Origin of the sequence: Fodinicola feengrottensis, from assembly GCF_039530045.1 — a bacterium.
GTDB classification, from domain to species: Bacteria; Actinomycetota; Actinomycetes; order Mycobacteriales; family HKI-0501; genus Fodinicola; species Fodinicola feengrottensis.
Map to the genome: position 1 here is coordinate 159,802 of NZ_BAAANY010000020.1, position 22,183 is coordinate 181,984.

Annotated in this window: 24 protein-coding genes; 6 read left to right on the plus strand and 18 right to left on the minus strand. The window is 68.1% G+C overall.

What is annotated here, in order from left to right; genetic code table 11:
- Nucleotides 1-406: 406 nt before the first annotated feature.
- Together ABD301_RS24865 and ABD301_RS24870 are read right to left on the minus strand one after the other, a co-directional pair.
- Nucleotides 407-3,211, minus strand: coding sequence for a DEAD/DEAH box helicase (locus ABD301_RS24865; RefSeq protein WP_344312885.1), 2,805 nt, complete (start codon nt 3,209-3,211; stop codon nt 407-409).
- Between the two features lie 70 nt (nt 3,212-3,281).
- Complete coding sequence (locus ABD301_RS24870) at nt 3,282-3,809, minus strand: MarR family winged helix-turn-helix transcriptional regulator (RefSeq protein ID WP_344312887.1); 528 nt, start codon at nt 3,807-3,809, stop codon at nt 3,282-3,284.
- A gap of 202 nt (nt 3,810-4,011) precedes the next feature.
- On the opposite strand from ABD301_RS24870, the gene ABD301_RS24875 reads away from it, so the two are divergent.
- From ABD301_RS24875 to ABD301_RS24895, 5 genes are all read left to right on the plus strand, one after another.
- Nucleotides 4,012-4,152 (plus strand): hypothetical protein, encoded by a 141-nt coding sequence (locus ABD301_RS24875; protein WP_344312888.1) that lies wholly within the window; start codon nt 4,012-4,014, stop codon nt 4,150-4,152.
- Between the two features lie 63 nt (nt 4,153-4,215).
- Nucleotides 4,216-5,811: an FAD-dependent monooxygenase gene (locus ABD301_RS24880; protein ID WP_344312889.1), complete on the plus strand. Its 1,596-nt coding sequence runs from the start codon at nt 4,216-4,218 to the stop codon at nt 5,809-5,811.
- Nucleotides 5,812-5,866: 55 nt separating this feature from the next.
- Nucleotides 5,867-6,556: an HAD-IA family hydrolase gene (locus ABD301_RS24885; protein WP_344312890.1), complete on the plus strand. Its 690-nt coding sequence runs from the start codon at nt 5,867-5,869 to the stop codon at nt 6,554-6,556.
- Nucleotides 6,557-6,953: 397 nt separating this feature from the next.
- Nucleotides 6,954-7,304: a YciI family protein gene (locus ABD301_RS24890; RefSeq protein ID WP_344312892.1), complete on the plus strand. Its 351-nt coding sequence runs from the start codon at nt 6,954-6,956 to the stop codon at nt 7,302-7,304.
- A gap of 50 nt (nt 7,305-7,354) precedes the next feature.
- Nucleotides 7,355-8,527 carry an RNA polymerase sigma factor gene (locus ABD301_RS24895; RefSeq protein ID WP_344312894.1) on the plus strand — a complete coding sequence of 391 codons (1,173 nt, stop codon included), beginning with the start codon at nt 7,355-7,357 and terminating at the stop codon, nt 8,525-8,527.
- Between the two features lie 42 nt (nt 8,528-8,569).
- On the opposite strand, the gene ABD301_RS24900 is transcribed toward ABD301_RS24895, so the two are convergent.
- Together ABD301_RS24900 and ABD301_RS24905 are read right to left on the minus strand one after the other, a co-directional pair.
- Nucleotides 8,570-8,725 carry a hypothetical protein gene (locus tag ABD301_RS24900; RefSeq protein ID WP_344312895.1) on the minus strand — a complete coding sequence of 52 codons (156 nt, stop codon included), beginning with the start codon at nt 8,723-8,725 and terminating at the stop codon, nt 8,570-8,572.
- A 58-nt stretch (nt 8,726-8,783) separates the two neighbouring features.
- Complete coding sequence (locus ABD301_RS24905; RefSeq protein WP_344312897.1) at nt 8,784-9,734, minus strand: helix-turn-helix transcriptional regulator; 951 nt, start codon at nt 9,732-9,734, stop codon at nt 8,784-8,786.
- A gap of 64 nt (nt 9,735-9,798) precedes the next feature.
- Here ABD301_RS24905 and ABD301_RS24910 point away from each other — a divergent pair, with 64 nt between their 5' ends.
- Nucleotides 9,799-10,983, plus strand: a complete 1,185-nt coding sequence (locus tag ABD301_RS24910; protein ID WP_344312900.1) for an epoxide hydrolase family protein — start codon at nt 9,799-9,801, stop codon at nt 10,981-10,983.
- A gap of 6 nt (nt 10,984-10,989) precedes the next feature.
- On the opposite strand, the gene ABD301_RS24915 is transcribed toward ABD301_RS24910, so the two are convergent.
- From ABD301_RS24915 to ABD301_RS24980, 14 genes are all read right to left on the minus strand, one after another.
- Entirely contained in the window at nt 10,990-11,826 is an 837-nt protein-coding gene (locus ABD301_RS24915) for an SDR family NAD(P)-dependent oxidoreductase (RefSeq protein WP_344312901.1), read from the minus strand.
- Nucleotides 11,827-11,828: 2 nt separating this feature from the next.
- Entirely contained in the window at nt 11,829-12,668 is an 840-nt protein-coding gene (locus ABD301_RS24920) for an alpha/beta fold hydrolase (protein ID WP_344312903.1), read from the minus strand.
- Nucleotides 12,665-14,221 carry an FAD-dependent monooxygenase gene (locus tag ABD301_RS24925; RefSeq protein WP_344312904.1) on the minus strand — a complete coding sequence of 519 codons (1,557 nt, stop codon included), beginning with the start codon at nt 14,219-14,221 and terminating at the stop codon, nt 12,665-12,667. The genes ABD301_RS24920 and ABD301_RS24925 overlap by 4 nt, the downstream gene beginning before the upstream one ends.
- Nucleotides 14,222-14,283: 62 nt before the next feature.
- Nucleotides 14,284-14,904: an acyl-CoA-like ligand-binding transcription factor gene (locus ABD301_RS24930; protein WP_344312905.1), complete on the minus strand. Its 621-nt coding sequence runs from the start codon at nt 14,902-14,904 to the stop codon at nt 14,284-14,286.
- A 132-nt stretch (nt 14,905-15,036) separates the two neighbouring features.
- The gene (gene tatC, locus ABD301_RS24935; protein ID WP_344312906.1) at nt 15,037-15,924 is read right to left on the minus strand and encodes a twin-arginine translocase subunit TatC; all 888 of its coding nucleotides are present in this window, start codon (nt 15,922-15,924) and stop codon (nt 15,037-15,039) included.
- Between the two features lie 96 nt (nt 15,925-16,020).
- Complete coding sequence (tatA, locus tag ABD301_RS24940) at nt 16,021-16,293, minus strand: Sec-independent protein translocase subunit TatA (protein WP_344312907.1); 273 nt, start codon at nt 16,291-16,293, stop codon at nt 16,021-16,023.
- Between the two features lie 89 nt (nt 16,294-16,382).
- Nucleotides 16,383-16,667, minus strand: a complete 285-nt coding sequence (locus ABD301_RS24945; RefSeq protein WP_344312909.1) for a hypothetical protein — start codon at nt 16,665-16,667, stop codon at nt 16,383-16,385.
- A gap of 57 nt (nt 16,668-16,724) precedes the next feature.
- Nucleotides 16,725-17,060: a hypothetical protein gene (locus tag ABD301_RS24950; RefSeq protein ID WP_344312910.1), complete on the minus strand. Its 336-nt coding sequence runs from the start codon at nt 17,058-17,060 to the stop codon at nt 16,725-16,727.
- A 116-nt stretch (nt 17,061-17,176) separates the two neighbouring features.
- Complete coding sequence (locus ABD301_RS24955) at nt 17,177-17,953, minus strand: GNAT family N-acetyltransferase (protein ID WP_344312911.1); 777 nt, start codon at nt 17,951-17,953, stop codon at nt 17,177-17,179.
- A 53-nt stretch (nt 17,954-18,006) separates the two neighbouring features.
- Nucleotides 18,007-18,969 carry a helix-turn-helix transcriptional regulator gene (locus ABD301_RS24960; RefSeq protein WP_344312912.1) on the minus strand — a complete coding sequence of 321 codons (963 nt, stop codon included), beginning with the start codon at nt 18,967-18,969 and terminating at the stop codon, nt 18,007-18,009.
- A complete protein-coding gene (locus ABD301_RS24965) occupies nt 18,969-19,970 on the minus strand; it encodes a helix-turn-helix transcriptional regulator (RefSeq protein ID WP_344312913.1) in 1,002 nt (333 codons plus the stop codon). Before ABD301_RS24965 ends, ABD301_RS24960 begins: the two co-directional genes overlap by 1 nt.
- 72 nt (nt 19,971-20,042) lie before the next feature.
- Entirely contained in the window at nt 20,043-20,795 is a 753-nt protein-coding gene (locus ABD301_RS24970; RefSeq protein WP_344312914.1) for a MerR family transcriptional regulator, read from the minus strand.
- Between the two features lie 34 nt (nt 20,796-20,829).
- Nucleotides 20,830-21,273, minus strand: a complete 444-nt coding sequence (cynS, locus tag ABD301_RS24975; RefSeq protein WP_344312916.1) for a cyanase — start codon at nt 21,271-21,273, stop codon at nt 20,830-20,832.
- Between the two features lie 88 nt (nt 21,274-21,361).
- Nucleotides 21,362-22,159, minus strand: coding sequence for an SDR family NAD(P)-dependent oxidoreductase (locus ABD301_RS24980; RefSeq protein ID WP_344312918.1), 798 nt, complete (start codon nt 22,157-22,159; stop codon nt 21,362-21,364).
- Nucleotides 22,160-22,183 lie beyond the last annotated feature (24 nt).

Consider the following 22,183-nt stretch of genomic DNA (forward strand, 5'->3'; position numbering starts at 1 on the left):
GTCTAAGTTGACGAACTTGATGGAAATGGTGACGGTTCTGCTCGGGGTGGGGACCGTGGGGTTGGGTGCCGTACGAAGTTGACCAACTTTGGTTTAGAGGTGACGGTGCCGCGCGGGGTGAGGTCAGTGGGGTTGGGTGCCGTACGAAGTTGACCAACTTTGGTTTAGAGGTGACGGTGCCGCGCGGGGTGAGGTCAGTGGGGTTGGGTCCCGTACAAAGTTGACCAACCTTGGTTTAGAGGTGACGGTGCCGCGCGGGGTGAGGTCAGCGGGGCTGGGTCCCGTACGAAGTTGACCAACTTTGGTTTACAGGTGACGGTGCTGCGCGGGGTGAGGTCAGTGGGGTTGGGTCCCGTCTAAGTTGACGAACTTTGGTTTGGAGGTGACGGTCCCGCGGGGGTTTGGGTTAGCCCAGAGAGGACCAGGCGACGACGCCGCGGCGGACGGCGCCTACGGCCTCCCTGGCGGTGGCCGCGAGTGGTGAGCCGGCGGCGGCGGCTCCGGTGAGTTGGTCCAGGAGGTCGACTACTTGGCGGCACCAGCGGACGAAGTCGCCGGCTGGTAGTTCGCCGTCTGGGCCGGAGCCGGAGGTGGAACGCAGGACGCGCTCCAACGACTCGCCGCGGGCCCATCTGTAGACCGGCCAGACGAAGCCGTGCTCAGGTTGGCGGGTGAGGGACAGGCCGCGTTCGGATTCGTCCGCTTCCACCTCGGCCCAGACGCGAGCGGTGGCGGCGAGGGCGTCGGCGAGCGGTCCTCGTGGCACGGCGCCGGGCTCTTCGCCTGGGCCGCGTGCCTCGTACACGATCGCGGCAACCGCGGCGGCCAGCTCGGCCGGGTTGAGGCTGTCCCAGGTGCCCTGTCGCAGGCATTCGGCGACCAGCAGGTCCGACTCCGACCAGATCCGGGACAGTCGGCGACCGATCGCGGTGACTTCGTCCGCGGTGCCGGCGAGCTCGGTCGATGGTGAGTCGATCGCAGTCTCGCTCTCGTGCGGCAACAGATAGCCTCGCGACTCCAGCAGTTCGCAGACCCGGTCGAAGGTCCGGGCCAGCGTGTTCGTACGGTTCGACACCCGCCGCCGGAGGGTCTCGGTTTCCCGGCTCAGCCGGTGATAGCGCTCAGCCCAGCGGGCATGGTCCTCACGGTCGGAGCAGCCATGGCAGGGATGCCGGCGCATCGACTCGCGTAGTTCCAGCAGCTCGTCGTCGTCGCCGCCAGCGGCCCGGCGGCGCCGGGACACCGGCACCTCGACCCCGGCGTTGCGCAGCGTCGAGGACAGGTCTTTGCGAGCCTGCGGCGAGCGGTGGTCGAAGCTCTTGGGCACTTTCACCCGACCCAGCGGCCGCACGTCACCAGTGAAGTCGGCCGGGGACAGCCGGCCGGCCCAGCGCTGGTCCGTGAGCACCAGCGGGCGCGGCTCGTTCAGCCCGGACACGCCCGGGTCCAGGACCACCGCCAGCCCAGACCGGCGGCCGGTGGGCACGTAGATCACGTCCCCACTTTTGAGCGCCTCCAACGTTTTCAGGGTGGCAGCGCGGCGTTGCGCGCCGCGGTTGCGAGACAGCGCCTTCTCCCGGTCGCCAATGGTCGTACGCAGCCGGAAATAGTCCTCGAAGTCACCGAGGTGGCACGTCAACGCCTTCTGGTAGCCGGCCAGCGCCTCGACGTTGTGCTGGACCTGCCGGACCAGCCCGACCACCGACCGGTCCGCTTGGAACTGGGCGAAGCTGGACTCCAGCAGCTCCCGGGCCCGGGCCCGGCCGACCGAGCCGACCAGGTTGACGGCCATGTTGTACGACGGCCGGAACGAGGACTTCAGCGGATAGGTACGAGTGGAGGCCAGCCCGGCGACATGCCGTGGGTCGGTGCCGGGCGCCCAGACCACGACGGCGTGCCCCTCGATGTCGATGCCGCGCCGGCCGGCCCGGCCGGTGAGCTGCGTGTACTCCCCTGGCGTGATGTCGACATGTGCCTCACCGTTGTACTTCACCAGCCGCTCGAGCACGACCGTACGGGCCGGCATGTTGATGCCCAGCGCCAAAGTCTCGGTCGCGAACACCGCTTTTACCAGGCCGCGGACGAAAAGGTCCTCGACGATCTCCTTGAAGGTTGGCAGCATGCCGGCGTGGTGGGCGGCGAGGCCGCGCTCCAGGCCCTCCATGAACTCCCAGTAACCGAGCAGCTGCAGGTCCTCGGCGCCGAGATCGGTCGTGTGTTTGTCCGCGATCCGGCGGATTTCCATCCGCTCGTCGGTGGTGGTCAGCCGCAGCCCGGCCCGCAGGCACTGCTGGACGGCGGCGTCGCAGCCGGCCCGGCTGAAGATGAACGTGATCGCCGGCAACAGCCCTTCGCGGTCGAGCCGCTCGACCACGTCCGAGCGCGACGGCACCAGACCCCGGTGCGTACGACGGGAGGCCGGTCCACCCTGCCGGCGGCCCCGGCCCGGCGCGAACGAGCCCTCCGAGCTGCGCCGGAGCAGGTCACGGGTGTGCCGCAGCAGGTTCTCGTCCACGTCCTTGGTGACCGCGCCGGACTTGGTGGTGAACAGGTCGAACATCCGGTTGCCGACCAGCATGTGCTGCCAGAGCGGCACCGGCCGGTGCTCGTCCACGACAACGGCGGTCTGCCCGCGCACGGTCACCAGCCAGTCGGCGAACTCCTCGGTGTTGCTCACCGTCGCCGACAGCGAAATCAGAGACACCGACGCGGGCAGATGGATGATGACTTCTTCCCAGACAGCGCCCCGAAAACGGTCCGCCAGGTAGTGCACCTCGTCCATCACGACATAGCCCAGACCGTCCAAAGTGGACGATCCGACATACAGCATGTTGCGCAGCACCTCGGTAGTCATCACCAGCACCGGTGCGCCCGAGTTGATGGCGTTGTCGCCGGTCAGTAGGCCGACGTTGGCGGCACCGTGACGGGCCACCATATCGGCGTACTTCTGGTTGGACAGCGCCTTGATCGGAGTCGTGTAAAAGCACTTGCGACCCTGATTGAGGGCCAAATGGACAGCGAACTCACCGACCACCGTCTTGCCGGCGCCGGTGGGTGCCGCGACCAGCACACCAGATCCGTCCTCGACGGCTTTGCAGGCCCGCAGCTGGAAGTCGTCCAACTCGAACTCGAGACCGGCGGCGAACTCGGCGACCTGCCGGTAGGCGGCCCGTTCCTGGGAGCGGCTGAACCGCTCGGCTGGGCTGCTCATATCACCAGGCTACGGCGTGACCGCGGCCGCCACGGCAACCGGCCGGGTGACCCCGGTCGCGCCGCCTGGATCACCGTCGGTACGCGACGGTCAGCACGTCGAGCTGGCCCTGCACTTCGCGGAGCAGGTCGGCCAGCGCCCGGCCGGTCGGCGCCGGCAGTCGACCGAAAAGCGCGGACTGCGCCGCGTTCGCGGCCAACACCGCCGCCTCAGCGGTTCGTACGCCTTGCGCTGTCAACTCCACCCACGAGCTGCGCCGGTCGTCCGGGTCGGCTCCCCTGGTCACCAGCCCAGCCGCGGTCAGCCGGTGCAGCACGTTGGTGGTGCCGCCGGACGACAGCGACAGCGACTTGGTCAGCTCGTTGGGCTTGCCCCGGAATGGCGCGCCGCTGCTGCGCAGCCGCGCGAGCACCTCGTACTCGGCCTTGGTCAGACCCAGTTTGTCCAGCTCAGCGAGGGTAACCGCGTCCACCAGCCCGGCCAGCCGGCCGATCCGCTTGCTCAGCTCCAGGGACAGGTTCGCCACCTCGGGCAGCTCCGTGCGCCACGCCGCGACGATGCCGTCGATCATGTCTGGCGAAGCGTTCCCGGAACTCACCCCGAAAGACTATCCGGTCGGTAACTAGCTTTACAGAAAGCTGTCCGCAGGGCCGAAGGTCCCGGCCGTACGAGCGTTCGGTTATTGAATCCTCACCTATTGTCAGAGCGGTTTTCCGGTTCAGTGGGCCGTACGCACGCCATCATTCGTTCGTCGGCGTACAAGAGTGCGCCTTTTCTCGGCCAAGTTCCTGGAGTTCGCCATGGCCACAGATCTTCTCGACGACGTCACTACCCACCGCGGCTACCGCGGCCGGCACCGCCGGACCGGCGCGCTGACAGCCGCCGTACTGGGTGTGTTCGCGACGCTGGTCAGTGCGCGGCGAAGTTCGGAAATCGCCTAGCCGCCACCGCCACCACTGGGTACGGTGTACGCAACAGAGTACGGCGTACCCAGTGGAGGATGTGTGCACGGCGAAACCACCTCGGTCCTGGTCGTGGGCGGCAGCAGCGTCGGCCTGACGGCCGCCCTGCTCCTGGCCCGCCAGGGCATCCGAACGACAGTAATCGAGCGGCGCGACGGCGTGTCGATCCATCCCCGGGCGCTTGGGCTCGGGTTGCGCGCCGCCGAGGTGCTGCAGGCAGCCGGCCTGACCGAACAACTCGCGGCGGTCCAGCGGCCGACCGGGGCCGCCATCGGCCGGATCGACGTGCAGCGGGTGGTCGGTACTGACTTCGCCAGCGGCGCCAACCGACGCAGCCCCTTGAGCATGGGCGAGCAGACAGCCTTCGACACGTTCACGCCGGCCACCACCGGCAGTCTCAGCCAGGACCGGCTCGATCTGGTGCTGCTGACAGCCGCCGTCGCCGAGGGTGTGACCGTACGTTTCAACGCCGAGTTGGAAGGTCTCGACCAGGATGCGCGGGGCGTACGAGCGACTGTCCGTACGAGCGACGGACCGCGGCTGATCGAAGCCGACTATCTGGTGGCCGCGGACGGAGCCAACAGCGCGGCCCGCGACTTGGCCGGCATCCCCCGCTCCGGCGCCGGCAAGCTGGCCGCCGGCTATGTCATCAACACCCTCTTCGACGCCGACCTGAGCGAGCTGATCCCGGCCAACGCCTTTGGCATGTGCGGGATCCGCAACGACGACGTCGGTGGAATCCTGATCCCGATCGATTACCCGCATCGCTGGGCGTTCCACATCATGAACGCCGGCATCGAGACTGTCGATGACTACCCGGCCGAGCGTTGTGCCACGCTCGTACGGGCCGCGATCGGCGTACCCGACCTGCCGGTGGAAATCCTCAGCACGCTGCCGTGGCGATCAAGCAGGTGGCTCGCCGACCGGTATCGCGAAGGCCGCGTCTTCCTGGTCGGCGACGCCGCCCACGTGATGCCGCCGACCGGTGGTTTCGGCCTGAACACTGGGATCCCGGACGCCGACAACCTGGCCTGGAAGCTCGCACTGGTGGGTCGCGGGGTGGCTGGGGAAAGCCTGCTGGACACGTACGAGGCCGAGCGGCGAGTGCTCGCCGAATTCACCCAGGATCAGGTGCTGTTGCGGGCGCAGCACATGGAAATCCATTGGGACGGCACCAAAGCGGCGGAGCGGGCCGCGGTCGGAATCGCCGAGTTCCCGGTTGCCCAGCTGGGATTCCCGCAGGTCTCCAGCGCGGTCGTCGACCCACCCTGTACTGGCCTCGTGGACGGCGTCGACCCGCTTCTGAACCTGGACGGCGCGCCGGGCACCCGCGTTCCGCATGTCTGGCTGGAAATCGACGGCCGTCGAGTGTCCACAGTGGAGCTGGCAGGGCCCGAGTTCGTGTTGTTCGGCGGACCGTCGTGGCGGCTTGCCGCCGAAAAAGTGGCCGAGAACCTCGATCTGGGACTCCGCTCGTACGTGCAAACGCCGGCGTTCGTTGCCGCCGCTGGCATCGGAGACAGCGGTGCGATGCTCGTACGACCGGACGGCGTGGTCGCTTGGCGTTGCGCAGGTGCTGCGGCCGATCCGGCCAATGTCATCGAAAAGGTCATCGACCAGGTCTGCGGCCGATCCTGATTAGCCGCGTCACACCGGCCAGCTGAGCCGGCCGCAAGCGGGTTACCGTGTGGGCGTGCGACCAGCCATCGAAGCCGTCCTGTTCGACTACCACGGCACTGTCATGCAGGTCGAAACCGGCGAGGACTGGTTGCGTGGCGGCCTGCGTACGGCCGGCATCGACCTCCCCGAGGCCGATTTCGACCGGTTGCTGCCGACGCTGATAGCGGCCGGCCGGGCCGGCGGACCGGCACCGGTGCGGATCCCGGCCGAACTGGCCCGCGCGTTCGCCGAACGCGACCTGACGATGGAACAACATCGCACCGCGTACACGTCTCTGTTGTCCACTGTGGACGGTGTGCCGGCAGAGCTGGCGACGGCCCTCTACGAGCGGCTGCTCGACCCGGCCACCTGGACCCCGTATCCGGACGCGGCGCCCGTACTAACCGAGCTTCGCCGCCGGGTCATCCGTACCGCCCTGGTCAGCAACATCGGTTTCGACCTGCGGCCGATGCTCGCTGCCGCCGACCTGGCGGAGCTCTTCGACGAGGTCGTGCTGTCGTACGAAGTGGGTGCGGACAAGCCGAACCCGAAGATCTTCCGGCTGGCCTGCGACCGTCTCGGCGTCGAGCCGGAGCGCGCGCTGATGGTCGGCGACCACCCCGCTGACGGCGGCGCGGTCAGCGTCGGCTGCCGCGCCCTCCTGCTACCGGCTTCTCCGGTCGGCGAAGTCCACGGCCTCGACGCCGTCCTCGCTCTCACCTGAGGCCGTTTTCCACGATGCGAACCGAACAAGCCGCAAAGCGATCGCGGTCGGGTGTAAACCCTGGTCAGGGGTCGGTCTGAGGTCGGTGGCCAGGTAGGTGTTGCTCGGCCGTGTTCGGCTGGCGGTGGCTCGGACCTGCCCGTCGCCCCACATCCCAGCCACGTCCGGCGCGTGAACGCTGCGGACAATGGAGCAACTTTCCCGCTGGATGGTGTCGATTTCCGCCGAAGCCGTGTGTCGGTAGTGCATAGGGGCCGTACGAGAGCGGCGCCGGACCACCGGAGGCGGAGGATATGGGCAAGAAGTTCGAGGTGTGGTGGGAGAGCGAGCCGCCGACCAGAGAACGCATGTGGAGTGCCTGGTTGGAGTGCGCCTTCCCGACAGAAACGGTGACGTCATGACTCAGTACGCAGTGCTCATCTTCGAGCAGGAACTGCCCGGTGGGGCGGCCGACATCCCGCCAGAGGTGATGGAGGCACACGGCAAGCTGCCAGCACGGATCGCCGAGCATGGCGGTCGCATCGTCGGCGGGCTCGCGCTGGAACCGACCACGACGGCGACCTCGGTCCGCGGCGACCTGGTCACCGACGGGGCGTTCATCGAGACCAAGGAGGCGCTGGCTGGGGTCTTCGTGCTCGAGGCACGCGACCTCGACCACGCCATCGCGCTCGCGAAGCTGACGCCGATCGTCAACGGCGGGGTCGAGATCCGGCCGCTGGTCGGACTCGACCTCTCGGGGTCGAGCTGAGCGTCGCGCAGGACGCGGTCGCGGACGCATACCGCCGCGAGTGGGCCTACGTGCTCGCCGCGACGGTACGCGTCACGCGCGACCTGGACACCGCCGAAGAAGCGGTTCAGGACGCGTACGTCGAGGCCCTGCGGACCTGGGCGCGCGATGGCGTTCCCGCCCAGCCGGGCGGTTGGCTGACCACCGTCGCCCGGCGCAAGGCGCTCAACGTGCTACGCCGCGGCCAGACGCTGCGGACGAAGCTGCCGTTGCTGCTGGAGGCAGCTCCTGAGAGCACACCTTCTGACCCCATCCCAGACGACCGCCTGCGGCTCATCTTCATCTGCTGCCATCCGGCCCTTTCCGAAGAGGCCCGGATCGCGTTGACGCTGCGCCTCGTGTGCGGCCTCTCCACGCCAGACATCGCGCGCGCGTTTCTGGTCGCCGAGCCGACGATGGCCGCACGACTCACCAGAGCGAAGAAGAAGATCGCCACCGCACGTATCCCGTACGTCGCACCGTCCTCCGAGGACCTGCCTCAGCGGGTCGACGCCGTGCTGAGCGTCATCCACCTGCTCTACTCCGCCGGGCACACCGCTCACTCCGGCGAAGCGCTCGTACGGGATGAGCTGACGGCCCGGGCACTGGACCTCGCCCGTACGCTGCACGCCCTCCTTCCGGCGGACCGCGAGACCGCCGCGCTGCTCGCGCTGCTGCTCGTCCATCACGCTCGGCGGACGACCCGCACCGACGACCACGGCCGGTTGGTACGCCTCGAGCACCAGGACCGCTCCGCCTGGGACCGCGACCTGATCGCCGATGCGGACCGGCTCGTGGTTACCGCCCTGACCGCAGGCCCGCCCGGACGTTTCGCGGTGCAGGCCGCGATCGCCGCGCTGCACGCGCAGGCGGCGAGCTATTCGCAGACCGACTGGCCGCAGATCGTCACGCTGTACGACGTGCTGTTGCGGATCTGGCCGTCGCCGGTCGTCGCCCTCAACCGGGCCGTCGCGGTGGCCATGGTGCAAGGCCCGGCGGCCGCGCTGGCCGAGGTCGAGGCACTCGAACGGGACGGCAGGCTGACCGGCTATCGCTACCTACCGGCGACCAAGGCAGACCTGCTCCACCGGCTGGGACGAGACGCTGAGGCGGTCCAGGCCTACCAGGCCGCGTTGGCGCTCACCGACAACGCTGCTGAGCACGAGTTCCTGGCCGAACGGGCCCAGCCAAGAACATCTCCCTGACTAGTAGTCGCGCGAAGGGGGATCCAAAGCAGGAACAGCCGGTCACCAGCCGTTGCCGGTCCCGGTGGCGGGCCGTGGTGCGTCTTGACTCGGTACGGTCGCGCCGTCCACTCGGTCGGCGGGCATCACCAGCGCGGCGGTCAGTGCTCCGACCAGGATCGCGACGGCGAACCGCCACTGGCGCGCGCTGCCCTGCATACGGCCTCCATGGTCGGCGGGATGTGATGACCGTAGCGCCGATGCCTCGGAGACTCGATCATGAGGTGGCCCTCGTCAGCCGGACGGCTATTGCCCGTATCTCCTCGACCAGCTCAGGGGGCTCCACCACCTCGAAATCGACACCGAGCCGGGCCAGGTGCAGCGGCACGAAACGCAGATCGTTCGCGCCAGCGTGGAGGTAACAGGTGTCCTCGTCGATCGGCTCGACCACCCCGGCGGTCGCCGACACCTGCGCCCGGATCACCGCCGCAGGCGCGTACAGCAGGATCTTGGTCTGGTACGCATAGGCAGCCGTTGATACTGACCGGGAAACATAAGCGCTGACGTCCTCAGGCGGCTCTTGTGGAGTGAACCGGGAACCCGTGGTGGGCACCGCCTGGATCCGGTCGACCCGGAACGTCCGCCAGTCTCGCCGCTGGCAGTCGTACGCGACGAGATACCAGCGACTGCCGGTGTGGACCAGCCGGTACGGCTCGATCTCGCGGACGCTGGCTCGCCCGAGAACCGCCACGTAGTCGAAGGTCAACCGGACCTGGTCGCGACACCCTGAGGCGATCGCCGTCAGTACGTCGGCGTCCACGGTCGGCGCCAGGTTCGGCAGCGGCACGACCGCCGATTTCAGCGCGTCCACTCGCTGTCGGAGCCGGGCCGGCAGCACCTGCTCCAGCTTCGCGAGCGCCCGTACGGACGTCTCCTCCATGCCCATGACCGTGCCGCTCGCCGCGGTCCACAGGCCGATGACCACCGCGACGGCTTCGTCGTCATCCAACAACAACGGTGGCAGCGACGCGCCAGCCGCGAGCCGGTACCCGCCCGCGACGCCGGGCGTCGCGTTCACCGGATAGCCGAGCCCACGCAGCCGGTCGACGTCCCGGCGCACCGTGCGTACGTCCACCTCAAGGCGCTCAGCCAGATCCGCTCCGGACCAGTCGCGGCGGGTCTGCAGGAGCGAGAGCAAGCGGAGCAGGCGGGCCGACGTTTCCCTCATGTCAACAGAGTTTTCCACCTATCAAGGACGGTAGTTGTCCTCAACCCGGGTTACGGTGTTTCTTATGGATGCCACCGAAGTCACTCCTTTCCGCATCGACATTCCGGACGCCGACCTCGCCGACCTGCACGAACGACTGGCTCGTACGCGCTGGCCAGACGAGCTCCCGGGCGTCGGCTGGGATTACGGGATCCCGCTCGGCTATGTCCGCGAGCTTGCTGAGTACTGGCGAACCGCATACGACTGGCGTGCGTACGAGGCAAGGCTCAATGAGTTCGACCAGTTCACCACCACGATCGACGGCACCAACGTGCATTTCCTGCACGTACGCTCGCCGGAGCCGTCCGCGGTGCCGCTTCTCGTCACGCACGGCTGGCCGGGGTCGGTGGCCGAGTTCCTGAAGGTCCTCGGACCGCTGACCGATCCGGCCGCGCACGGCGGCGACCCCGCGGACGCCTTCCACGTGGTAGCACCGTCCATCCCCGGCTACGGCTTCTCTGGGCCGACGACCGAGACCGGGTGGGACGTGGGCCGGGTCGCCACCGCGTTCGGTGAGCTGATGACCCGCCTCGGCTATGACCGCTTCGCCGTCCACGGCGGCGACTGGGGCGCGATGATCTCCCGGGAGACCGGCGTCCGGCATCCCGAGCGGGTGCTGGGCGTTCACCTGACCATGCTGCCCACTGGTGTCCAGCGATCCAAGCCCACCAAGCAGGACCTCGAGGGACTCAGCGAGGCGGACCAGAAGCAGCTGGTCACCTCGTACGAGCGGACGATCCAGTTCCAGTCGAGCGGCGCCGGCTACGGGATGCTGCAGTCCACTCGGCCGCAGACCCTCGCGTACGGGCTGGCCGACTCGCCGACCGGGCAGCTCGCGTGGATCACCGAGAAGTTCAAGGAGTGGACCGACTCGACGGACCGGCCGGAGGACGCGGTCGATCGCGACCAGCTGCTGACCAACGTCAGCATCTACTGGCTGACCGGCACGGCCGGCTCGTCGGCGCGGCTCTACTACGAAACCGCGCACGCCGGCCGGGGCTGGGGCGGCCCACCGCCGCCCGCGAGCACCGTGCCGACCGGCGTCGCGGTCTTCCCCAAGGAGTTGTCGCTGCCGGTGCGCCGGCTCGCCGAGCGGTCCGACAACATCGTGCACTGGACGGAGTTCGAGCACGGCGGCCACTTCGCCGCGATGGAGCAGCCCGAGGCGCTGGTCGGCGATATTCGTACGTTCTTCCGTACGCTCCGCTAAAGAACGTCAGGTGCCGAGGTGTTCGGCCAGCAAGCGGTCGGTCACCTCGGCCAGGCCAGTCTGAGCGGCCGGGTCGGACGCCTCCGGCAGCGGGTCGGCCTCCTCCAGCCGGAAGAAGTAGCGGCCGGTCATATTGTCCAGATCTGGATCGGTAATCAGTCGCATCGTCGCTCGTACGCCCGACTCGAGGCTGTCCATCGTGTCCCAGCCGGATTCGACCACCATCGCGGTCGGCATCAGCGACGCCGGATGCAGGGTGTTGACCGTGACGCCAGTGCCGGCGGTCTGCTTCGCCAGTGCGAACGTGTCGGCGATCATCGCGAGCTTGCTCTGCCGATAGGCCAGCACGCCGTCGTACGCACGTTCCATCAGCGGGTCGGCGCTGAAGGGCGCCTGCCCGGCGGACGAGACGTTGACGATCCGGCTCGGCGCGTTCGCGGTCAGGGTGGGCAGCAGCCGCCGGGCCAGCAGGTGCGCGGCCAGGTAGTTGACCGCGAACCGCAACTCAATGCCGTCCCGGCTGACCTCCCGCGATCCGCCGGGCCGGCCGAAGCCGATCCCGGCGTTGTTCACCAGGACGGTGAGATCTGGATGGTCAATCGCGACGATTTCGGCGAGCCGGGCCACCTCCGCCAGCGCGGCGAGGTCGGCTACCGCAGTGGTGATCCGGGCCGGGTCCGCACTCTGCGCGGCCACCTTCGCCGCGGTCTCGCGGACCCGGTCCGGATCCCGACCGTGCACCACCACGGCCGCCCCCAACGCGGCCAGCTCGACGGCGACCTGCTGGCCGAGGCCGCTGGTAGCGCCGGTGACGAGAATCTTGTGTTCGGTGAGTGGACGCATACTTACAAACTACTGCGGGAAAAATACGGCCGCAGCTCGGCGGCCACCCGGCCCGGGGCCTTCTCGTCCGGTGCGTCGTGGTTAAGGCCCGCCAGCACCTGCAGCCGCGCGCCCGGCGCGGTCGCCGCGAGGAACCGCGCACCGCGGGCAAGTTCTCCGCCCGTACGCGCCCCCAGCAGCACCAAAGTCTCAGTCGCCAGCTCCCGATACCGGTCCGCTTCGGCGCCCAGCCCCATGATCATCCGCTGCTCGGCGGGGAAGGCCGCGACGGCGTCCACATACTCCCGGAACCGGGCATTGGTCCCCTTGCTGGCCAGCCGGAACAGCATTTTCAGTGCGAACAATGGCATTTTCGGGACGGGGCCGCTCTCGCCTTTGGCCAGCATCGCGAAGGCATCCGTCTGTCGGCCCTCAGCCAGCGCCCGCTCCATCGCGGCCAGGTCCTTCACCGGCGGCACCGAAGCGGGACCCATCACCGCCGGCTCGTAGACAGCGACTTTCGTTACTTGTACGCGAAGAGCGGTCTGCAAAGCGACAACTCCCCCAGAGCTGTGACCGAACAACCTCGACGCACCGGTTTTCTCCATCACCGCCATGACATCGGCGCACTCATCATCGATGCTGTGGTGCGGTAGCTGGCGACCGCTGCCGGGACGCCCACGCCGATCCATCGCGTAGATCGTGAACTCATCGGCCAGACAGCACGCCAATTCCTGGTAATGATGGCCGGAATGCAGTGCCCCCGGCACCAGCACAACGCCAGGGCCGCTGCCGTACGTCCGGTAGCCGATCGAGGTGCCGTCCGGTGAGGTGACCGTCTCCAGACCGTCCACAATGGTCACCGCTGCGCTCCGGCCGGGACTGCTTTCGGCGCTCCGAACCACATTCGCAGTGCAGTTGCCAGCTCTTGCACCTCGTCCGCACCGCCGGCCCACACGACATATCCGTCTGGCCGGATCAGCACCCCGTCGGCCGGCGCGTCCTCGGCGGTAGCGACCACCACATCCACCCGGTCGCTCCATCCCGCCGCCGCTGCCAAGGTGCCCGTCAGATCGAGCAAGACCGGTCGGCCCGTACGCATCAGCTCGGTCACCGTTGTCTCGCCATTTTCGGTACGCAGCGGCAAATCTGGCATCCACTGCCCGGCCAGCGGGTGGCCGCACGGGGTGTCACACGTGATGTCATAGCGTACGTCCGCGCCGGCCATCAGGTCAGCGACGTGCTGGACGTTGTCCTGATTCCGCAGAAGTTCCTCGAAAAGCTGGCGCAGCGCGGTGATATTCGGTCCCGGCGACAGCAAAGCGCTCTGGGCGCGGGTGTGCATGATGACCCGAGCGCCCACCGGATGCCGCTCGGACTCGTACGTGTCGAGCAAACCCTCCGGCGCCCAGCCATTCACCTGGGCGGCCAGTTTCCAGGCCAGGTTCAGCACATCCTGCATCCCCAGGTTAAGTCCTGGACCACCAACGCCCGAATGTACGTGCGCCGCGTCGCCGACCAGGAAAACCCGCCCCTCGCGGTAATGCACGGCCTGCCGCGAGTTGATCCCGTCGCTGGCTCGCCGGGTCAACAGCATCTCACCGCCGGCTGGCGCGGTGACCGCGATGTCAGTACCGAGCACCCGACTGAGGCATTCGCCCACCTCCACCAGCGAGACTGGCGCGTTTTCGTCCACGTAAGGCCGATCCCATTCGTACGCTCCGAACCGATAGACGCCCGGCTGGAACATGCCAAAGGCGAACATCCCTGTCTCGGTACGAGTGAACGTTCCTGGTTTGAGCCGCCCCAGCCCGGGGATTTCCAGTTCGCCGTTCGGCTGGGCCATCGGCGCCGCGATGCCGACTTGTCCCATCATGCCGCCAAAGCTGGTATCGGTGATGCCGGCGAACTCGATTCCCAGCTGTTTGCGGATCACGCTGTGGCCACCGTCGGCCGCGACCAGATAGTCAGCCACCAGCTCGTACCGGCCGTCCGGGCCATTCACCTCGATCGTCACGCCACTGGAATTTTGGCTCAGTGCGGTCACTTCGTGGCCTCGCCGGATGTCCACGTCCGCCTCGAGCGCGCGCTGCTCCAGGATCTCCTCGATCCGTCGCTGCGGGATCGGCAGAATGTACATCGAGGGATTGTCCAATGTGGACATGTTTAGGGTCAGGGCACCGAACTGGAAGGCCGGCGCCGGCATCGGCGGTTGGTCGCTACCACTGAAAACCTGGTAGAGCCCGCGGCGATCCAGAGCCGGTATCACCCGCCCGACCAGCCCGTTGGCCTTGGGCATCGTGGACCGCTCCGGCAACCGCTCCAGGACAATCGCCCGTACGCCGGCCAGGGCCAGCTCGCAGGCCATCAGCAGGCCATTGGGCCCACCACCGGAAATGACGACATCGGCTTTCATCAGAGTTCTCCTTTTTCGGGCAGCCCAAAGAAACAGTTGCCGGTCGGGTTAGATGGGGCCTACTAGACCTGCTCGGAGAGGTTGGCCACCTGCTCCAACGACTTTCTCAACAGCGGCGCGAGCAGCTCTGGCGGATCCGCGCGCAGCCAGCCCTCCATCGCGACCTGCAGGGCTATCCCGACCGCGGCGGCCACCAGCTGTGGATAGACGCTCAAGGGATCCGTCTTGAGGCGTTCGGCGACGGCGGCTGCCAGATCACGCTCGGCCTCGCGACTTCCCCGCAGCAGCTCCGCTCTCACGGTCGGCTGATCCGTCATCAGTTGGACACCAGCGGTCCACCGCTGATCCGGCACCCGATCGTCGGCCTCGGAAGAGCCGAACTGCGCGAACACCGCGTCGGAGATGGCCTCCCACAAAGGTTGGCCAGCTGGCTGCTCGCGCAGTCCCGCGGCGATCATCCGGACCCGGTCGACGTGCCGCGAAGCAATTGCCTCGGCCTTGCTGGAAAAGTAGTTGTTGAACGTACGAGCCGACACCCCGGCCTCGGCCGCGATGTCCTCCACCAGGACGTGGTCGAGGCCCCGCTCAACCGAGAGCCGCACGGCCGCCCAGCTGAGCGCGGAGCGGGTCTCCTGTTTCTTCCGCTCCCGGAGCCCGAGCTTCGGCACCGCCTCCATGTCCATGCCTCAGACTGTACGACCAAACTTCGGGCCACGCAATGTTTCGGGGCGCGCACATTTCTCGGGGTACCCTCTGGTACGCAGAATGGCCCCCGACCTTGCGGTCAGAGGCCATTCGTACGAGCTAATCGCCTATCAGGTGGCGTCGTCGTCGTAGCGACGGCGTGGTGCGGGCTCGATCTCGGTGGAACGGACGGTGTCGACATATCCGCTGGTGTCCGGGTTGTCGATCTCGTCCAGGTCGTACGTGATCGGCGAAGCCTCGTCGTCGGACACGTTCCCGAAGCCAGCGGCGGCAGCCGCTTTCGCCTTGCGACGGTCGTGGGCGAAGGCGACACCCACGGCAAGGAAGTACAGAGCCGTCATCGGCAGCGCGAGGGCGGTCATGCCGAACGGGTCAGGCGTCGGGGTCACGACGGCTGCGAACAGGAACATGACGAAGATCGACACCCGCCACCAGGACAGCAGCCTGCGGGCACTGATGAGGCCGGCGAAGTTGAGCATGACGACGATCAGCGGGAACTCGAACCCGCACCCGAACAGCACCATCATGCCGGTGACGAAGTCGATGTACTTGCTCAGCTCGAGGTTGGCGATGATGCCACTGTTGCCGCTGGGAAGCAGGAACTCCAAGCCTCGGGAAATCACGAAATACGCCAGCACCGCTCCACCGAAGAAGAGGGGCGACGCGACAGCGACAAACGAATACGCCCAGCGTCGCTCGTTCTTGTGGAGGCCGGGAGTAATGAAACTCCACAACTGGTAGAGCCAGATCGGAGCGGCGATTAACAGCCCAACATATAGGGCTATCTTGAGTTCAAGAACCAGCAGGTCTGTCGGCGCCAGGATCTGCAGCCCAGGGTTTTTCATGCCGAGCGCGCGGGCGGCTTGATCGTACGGCCGCTCGAGGAACGCCAACACCTGCTTGACGAAGACCAGCGAGACGATGGTGCCCAGGACGATCCCGATGCAGGCCTTGAAGAGGCGGCTGCGCAGCTCGAGCAGATGCTCGATCAGCGGCATCGATCCGTCAGCGGCACGCTGACGGCGACTGGGGGGACGTCCGGCCGTACGCCGGATCAGCGAGGGACTCACGAGCCTGCCGTCACGCAGCCGCGGCTATCGCGTGCGGTTGTTCGACGTATGGCCGACCTTGTCGTCGATCGACGACGCCTGGTCGTCCGGGATGCTCGGCTCGTCGGCCTTCGCATCGGCCGGCTTGTCCTTGCCGTCCCGGAACTCGTCGGTCAAGGCCTTGGTCTCGGCCTTGAAGATGCGCAGCGAGCGGCCCAGGCCGCGAGCGGCGTCCGGCAGCTTCTTCGCACCGAAGAGCAGAATCAGCACAACAACGAGCACGATAATGTGCCACGGCCTCAGGCCACCAGCGAACATAAGCTAGCCCTCTCCTACGATCGACTCCCACGTCAGGACTGCCGCCCTGCCCAAGTGGAGCACGCCTATGGTACGTCCAGCTGAGCGATCTAGGCGGCGCTGCCGCGGGTTTCCGCGGAATAGTCACCAACTGGCCGTTCGTTCGCCGGCTCAGTTCGGTTCGACATCACAGCCGCCCGAGCCTGCAAAGCGGACATAGCGGCATTTACCTCGTCCACTCGGGCCTGCAGCGCCTCGACATCGCCGAGTTTGCCCTGCAGGGTCACCACCTGGGTTTGCAGCCGACGCAATGGGCCCACCAACCGCGCCAGCACCACCAGAAGCAGCACCACGGCCAGAACCACGATCAGGGCAATCCAGAGGGTAACGCTCACAGCCAAGCACCCTAGTGGCTTATCTGGTCGGCTGGTAACCCGGCCGGGAGCAGACGGCTAGCTGGTGGCGACCCGGCGCGCCGCGGCGGCCAGGTCCTCGGTCTTGGAAAGCTCGATGACGAAGTCCAGCAGGTCATCCACACTCAGCACCGGGCCGTGATGGGCCTCGGCCGCCTCGTCCGGGATCGACCAGTGCTCGACCCGTACGCCGCCGGTCCGCAGCAGCGTCGACACGTGTGTGTCGGCCGGCTTGCGGATGCTGCGGGCGCAGCCGGTGCAGTCGAACGTGTAGTACGACAGCCCGCCTGTCGAGCATTCGTGTAGCACCACGTCCTGCGTGGTCAGGTCAACGTCGCCGCAGTACGGACAGGTTGCCTTGATTTGCGCGTTCACCACGGTCCCCTTTCGCCGCCCCGATCGGCGGGGGTTTCAACTCCCGCCCTGTGTGGTGTTGACGCGCCAGTAACCTGGTGATGACGGGATAACGGACCGCATTCGTGAGGCCTAGATCACACCACTCCGGGGTGGTTGTAGGCGGTGGTGGTGGCGAGCTCGACGAAGCCGAGTCGGCGCAGGATCGGGCGGCTGTCGGGCGTGGCGTCGACCTGCAGGTAACGCAGGCCGCGGGCCGCCGCGAGCGCCGCGCGGTGGGCGACCAGCGAGCGAAAGACACCACGGCCCCGCCAGGCCGGCAACGTGCCGCCACCCCAGATGCTGGCGAACTCGGTGCCCTGATGGAATTCCACCCGGCCAGCGGACACCGCCAGGTCGCCGGCCATCGCGACGACCGCGGCGAGCGTGGCGGGCTGCTGCGCCAGGCCGGCCAGCACAGTGTCGCCGATCTTGGAGTGGTCGCCGCCGAACACCTCGTCATGCACCGCGACCAGGTCGTTCGCACCTTCAGAGCCAACCACGGGCACCAGCCTTACGCCGTCCGGCGCCGGCACTTCGAGCTCAAGGTCGGCGATCTCGGCGACCAGCAGGGTCTCCGGCGCCTCCGGTACGAAGCCAGCGGCCAGCAGCCGCTCCGCAAGGTCGGCGGGTCCGTCGTACGAGTAGTGCTTCCACTCCCACGGGCGCCCCAGCTCGGCGAAACGGGCGAGCTCTGCAGCGATGACCCGGTCCACGGTGGCCTCGTCGAGGTCGCTCCACACGACGCCGGTCCAGCCGGGGCTGATGGTACGCACTACCCGCTCACCGGTCTCGATCATGACGTCTGGGCCGTCCGGCTCCGGAGTGCGGCGAAGCTGACGGTCAAAAGCGGCGAGTGCTATGCGGGGATCCATGCCTGTTAGCGGACCAGAAACCGCCGCCCGACGGCAAATGATTAGCGCTGGTTCTACGACTCGTACGCGAGGAGAGCTTCTTGGGCATCGCGGCGGACCGCGTCAGCCAGCTCGGGCGGGGACACCACCCGCACCTCAGAGCCGAGGCCGAGCACCAGCCGGCGGGCCCACGCGAGGTCGCTGGCCCACAACGTGACCTCGGTGTCGCCGCCGTGCCGGCGGGTCTCGCTCTCCACTGGGTAGTACTCGGCGACCCAGCGGGCCGACCGGGACAGCAGCAGCGTGACCAGTACGTCGTCGGACCCCGGCCGGAACACCCCGCCGGACAGGTCGCCGCCGCCGGCGCCCGGTGGCGGGGCGGCCGGCTCGGCCAGCTCGGCGAGGTCGTCGATCCGGTCGAGCCGGAAGCGGCGAACCGCCTCGGCCGAGCGGCACCACGCCTCCAGGTAGCTGCGGCCGTCGACCAGCAGCAGCCGGATCGGGTCGACCACTCGGTCGGTCGTCTCGTCGCGGGTGGCCGTGTAATACGTCATCCGGACGGCGTGTTGGCGCTCCAGCGCACCGCGCAGCTCGTTCGCCCGGCTGGTCTCGGTCGGGGACGTACGCAACTTCACGGTCAGCCGGCTGGCCGCCGACGCGGCGTCGCCGGCCGCCGACTCCAGCTTGGACAGCGCCCGGTCGATCGCGTCGTCCTGGCTGAGGCCGGGCGTCTCCCCCAGTGCCCGCAGCGCCACGATCAGCGCCAGCGCCTCGTCGGTGGTCAGCCGCAGCGGCCGGTCGATGCCGGCGTGGTACGTGATCGAGATGGTCTCGTCGTCGAGCACCATGTCGATCAGGTCACCAGGGCCATAGCCGGGCAGCCCACAGACGAACAGCAGGTTCAGGTCCAGCCGCAGCTGATGCTCGCTGACGCCCAGTTCGTCGGCCGCGTCCTGCACCCGGATCCCCGGCCTGGCCAGCAAATACGGCACCATCGCGAGCAACCGCGGCAAGTGCTCACTGACGCTGATGGCCATCAGCGGTCCCCTTCCACGGCGACCGGAGCCGTGGCGCCGGCCAGCGCGGTCAGCCGGTCGATGACCGCCTGCCGCACATCCGCCGGCTCGACGGCGACCACGTCCGCTCCATATCCGACGAGCCGGCCGGCCAGGCTGCCCGGATCCCGATACGGCAGGAAGACGGTTTCCCACCCGGGGTAGCTGTCACTGGGCTGGACCTCGATCGCCCAACGCCGCAGGCCCGCGCAGGTGCCCACCCGGATCCGTACGGTCGCCTTGCTTTGCCGGGCCGGGGTCTCGTTGCTGGCCACATAGCCGACCAGGTCGACCTTCTCCGGCGGCTCGAACTTCCCGGACGGCCCATACGCCTTCAGGGTGCCGACCACTCGGGACAGCCGGAAACAGCGGCTGGCGCCCCGATCGATGTCATGGCCCACCACATACCACCGGCCGCGCCAGGACACCACGCCCCAGGGCTGCAGATGCCGGTTGGCCGGCTCGTCGTCCTCCGGCCGGCGATAGCCGAAGGTGACCGCTCGGCGGTTCCGCACAGCGGCGAGGATCGTGTCGACCGCGGGGTCCGCGGCCACCACCGGCTCCACCGGCAGGGTCGCCTGCGAGTCGACCTCCACTCCGGCGGCCCGCAGCTTGAGCAGCCCGGACGCGGCCGCCGACGCGAGACCTCGGACGTGCCAGAACCGGGTGGCCAACCCGACGGCGGCGGCCTCGTCCGGCTCCAGGTGGATGTCCGGCAGGGCGTAGTCGCGGCGGGCGATCCGGTAGCCGGCCTCCGGGTCGAAAGCGCTCGGCGTGCCCATCTCGACCGGCACTCCGAGGTCGCGCAGCTCGGCCTTGTCACGCTCGAACATCCGCTGGAAGGCGTCGTGCGCCTTCAGGTCGTCCTCGTCGTGCTCATAACCGGCCACCGTCTGCGCGATCTGCGACGAGGTCAGGAACCTGCGGGTGGACAGCAGGCAGATGACCAGGTTGACGAGGCGCTCGGTACGTACGCGGGACACCCCGACGACGCTAGCGGATGGACCCGGTCATGTGTTCGAACGACCCCCAGGACACCCCGGACCACTTCGGCGTTATCCACAGGCGGACCGGACAGCGCGGATATAGGACACCAGCGCTTCGCCTTCGGCCGGTGACCACCCGGCCCGTTCGCTCAGCTCGGCCCGGTTGTCGTCCCACATCCGGCCGGCGGCGGCCTGGATCCGCTGGTCCCCACCGGTGAACCGGGCCGCCAGCTCGGTCCACCGGCGTACCAACGCTCGCACGGCCGGGTCGTCGACAGGGGTGCCCGCCCGCCGGTGGCGTCCCAGCTCGTCGGCCAGGTTCAGGAACTCCGTCCTGGCGGACTCGATCGCCGGCTCCCCCAGCTCGGACCGGTGGCCGGCCAACCGATCACGCTGGTTCTGATCGAAGTAGGTCTCGAACATGGACATCGCTTCGAGGGTGCTCAGGAACGACCGAGTCGTCGGCACCTCCGGACCGTCGAGCTCGGCGAGCAGCCCGCGGACGTGGGTGACGAGCCGGGCCGTACGGTCCGCCTCGGCGGCCAGTTGGTCGAGCTGAGCGGTCAGCAGCGAACGCCAGCCGGCCGCGTCGGGTGTCTTGTGCAGGACCGCACTGATTTCCTCAAGTGACAGGCCGAGATGGCGCAAGGCCCGGACCCGGTAGAGCCGCCGAACGTCGTCGGCGGTGTAGCGCCGATGGCCGGCGCCGGTCCGCGCGCTGGCTGGGAGCAAGCCGATCTCGTCGTAGTGGTGCAGCGCGCGTACGGTCAGGCCGCTCGCGGCGGCCAGCTCGCCCACGCTCCACTGCCGTTCACCTGCCACGGGGTAACGCTAGCCGGCTGAGATGCACACCCCGTCACCACTGGTACGGCAGGAACTTCCCGTCGAGGGTGACAACCACCCGGTCGCCGGCCGGGTCGGCGACCTTCTTCACGTCCATCCGGAAGTTGATCGCGCTCATGATGCCGTCACCGAACTGCTCGTGGATGAGCTCCTTGATGGTCGGCCCGTACACCTGCAAGACCTCGTAGAAGCGGTAGATGGTCGGGTCCACCGGCACGGCGGTGTCCAGCGCCCCGCGAGTCGGTTGCAGTCGCAGGGCCATCACCACGTTGTCGTCCAGTTCCAGCAGGGCCGCTGCCGCAGTCGCCTCAGCGGCCGGCATCGGGTGCTGGCCGAGCAGCGCGGCGGTCGTCCAGGCCACCGGCCGACCGACCGCCTCGGCGACCTGCGCCCAGCTGAGGCCGAGCCGGACCTTGGCGTCCCGGACCGCCGCGGCGGCCTCCTGTTTCGTCGTCATTTCCGGCTCCTCCAGGAACAATCGCGGGAAATGAGGATCAATTTAGAGGCTGCGGCAGCCGTTCTGGATGTGACAAAAGAGGCAAAAGTCAGATGGGGTCGGTGCCGAACATCTGCATGAGCGGCCCGGTCATGATGCCGCCGTCGACCGGCAGTGCCACGCCGGTGATCCAGGCCGCGTCGTCGGAGCCGAGGAAGGCCACCGCGGCGGCGATGTCCTCCGGCTCGCCGACCCGCCCGAGCGGGTAGTGCCGCTTCGCCTGCTCCACGAACGCGAGCCGCTCCGGGCCGCGATCGGTCCACACACGGGTGCGTACGGTCCCCGGCGCGACGACGTTGAAGCGCACGCCCTTCCCGCCGTACATGACCGCGAGGTTGCGCGTCACGTTGACAAGCCCAGCTTTTGCCGCTGAATAAGCAAGACCGCCAAAGGCCGCGAGCCCGTTCACCGAGCCGATGCTGACTACCGCACCGCCGTACGGGGACGCGATCAGGTGCGGGATCGCCGCCTGGATGGTACGCACGGCACCGTTCAGCGTCGGGTCCAGATCGCGGTTCCAGTCCTCGTCCGTCAGGTCCTCGAAAGGCACGCTGGAGGCGGAGTAGGCGTTGGTGACAAGCACCCCGAAACCGCCGAACCGGTCGACAGCGGCGGCGACGCCCGCTCGTACGGACTCCCGATCCCGCACGTCACAGTGCACGGCCAAGGCCTCGGACCCGGCCAGCTCGGCGACCACGGCGTCGGCGCCTTCGCTGTCCATGTCGGCGATCACCAGCGCCGCGCCCTCCGCGGCCAGCCGGTGCGCGATCGCCCGCCCGATGCCGTGTGCCGCGCCGGCGATGAAGACTGTCCTGCCGTCGTACCTGCGAAGCGCTGCGGAGGTCATCCAGCCACCAAATCCGTTGAGGCA

Bases quoted from the DNA above. Each gene is read 5' to 3' on its own strand.
- ABD301_RS24865 (WP_344312885.1), bottom strand. From the start codon at position 3,211: ATGAGCAGCCCAGCCGAGCGGTTCAGCCGCTCCCAGGAACGGGCCGCC.
- ABD301_RS24875 (WP_344312888.1), top strand. From the start codon at position 4,012: ATGGCCACAGATCTTCTCGACGACGTCACTACCCACCGCGGCTACCGC.
- ABD301_RS24890 (WP_344312892.1), top strand. From the start codon at position 6,954: ATGACTCAGTACGCAGTGCTCATCTTCGAGCAGGAACTGCCCGGTGGG.
- ABD301_RS24900 (WP_344312895.1), bottom strand. From the start codon at position 8,725: ATGCAGGGCAGCGCGCGCCAGTGGCGGTTCGCCGTCGCGATCCTGGTC.
- ABD301_RS24905 (WP_344312897.1), bottom strand. From the start codon at position 9,734: ATGAGGGAAACGTCGGCCCGCCTGCTCCGCTTGCTCTCGCTCCTGCAG.
- ABD301_RS24910 (WP_344312900.1), top strand. From the start codon at position 9,799: ATGGATGCCACCGAAGTCACTCCTTTCCGCATCGACATTCCGGACGCC.
- ABD301_RS24915 (WP_344312901.1), bottom strand. From the start codon at position 11,826: ATGCGTCCACTCACCGAACACAAGATTCTCGTCACCGGCGCTACCAGC.
- ABD301_RS24925 (WP_344312904.1), bottom strand. From the start codon at position 14,221: ATGAAAGCCGATGTCGTCATTTCCGGTGGTGGGCCCAATGGCCTGCTG.
- ABD301_RS24930 (WP_344312905.1), bottom strand. From the start codon at position 14,904: ATGGACATGGAGGCGGTGCCGAAGCTCGGGCTCCGGGAGCGGAAGAAA.
- tatC (WP_344312906.1), bottom strand. From the start codon at position 15,924: ATGCCGCTGATCGAGCATCTGCTCGAGCTGCGCAGCCGCCTCTTCAAG.
- tatA (WP_344312907.1), bottom strand. From the start codon at position 16,293: ATGTTCGCTGGTGGCCTGAGGCCGTGGCACATTATCGTGCTCGTTGTT.
- ABD301_RS24955 (WP_344312911.1), bottom strand. From the start codon at position 17,953: ATGGATCCCCGCATAGCACTCGCCGCTTTTGACCGTCAGCTTCGCCGC.
- ABD301_RS24960 (WP_344312912.1), bottom strand. From the start codon at position 18,969: ATGGCCATCAGCGTCAGTGAGCACTTGCCGCGGTTGCTCGCGATGGTG.
- cynS (WP_344312916.1), bottom strand. From the start codon at position 21,273: ATGACGACGAAACAGGAGGCCGCCGCGGCGGTCCGGGACGCCAAGGTC.
- ABD301_RS24980 (WP_344312918.1), bottom strand. From the start codon at position 22,159: ATGACCTCCGCAGCGCTTCGCAGGTACGACGGCAGGACAGTCTTCATC.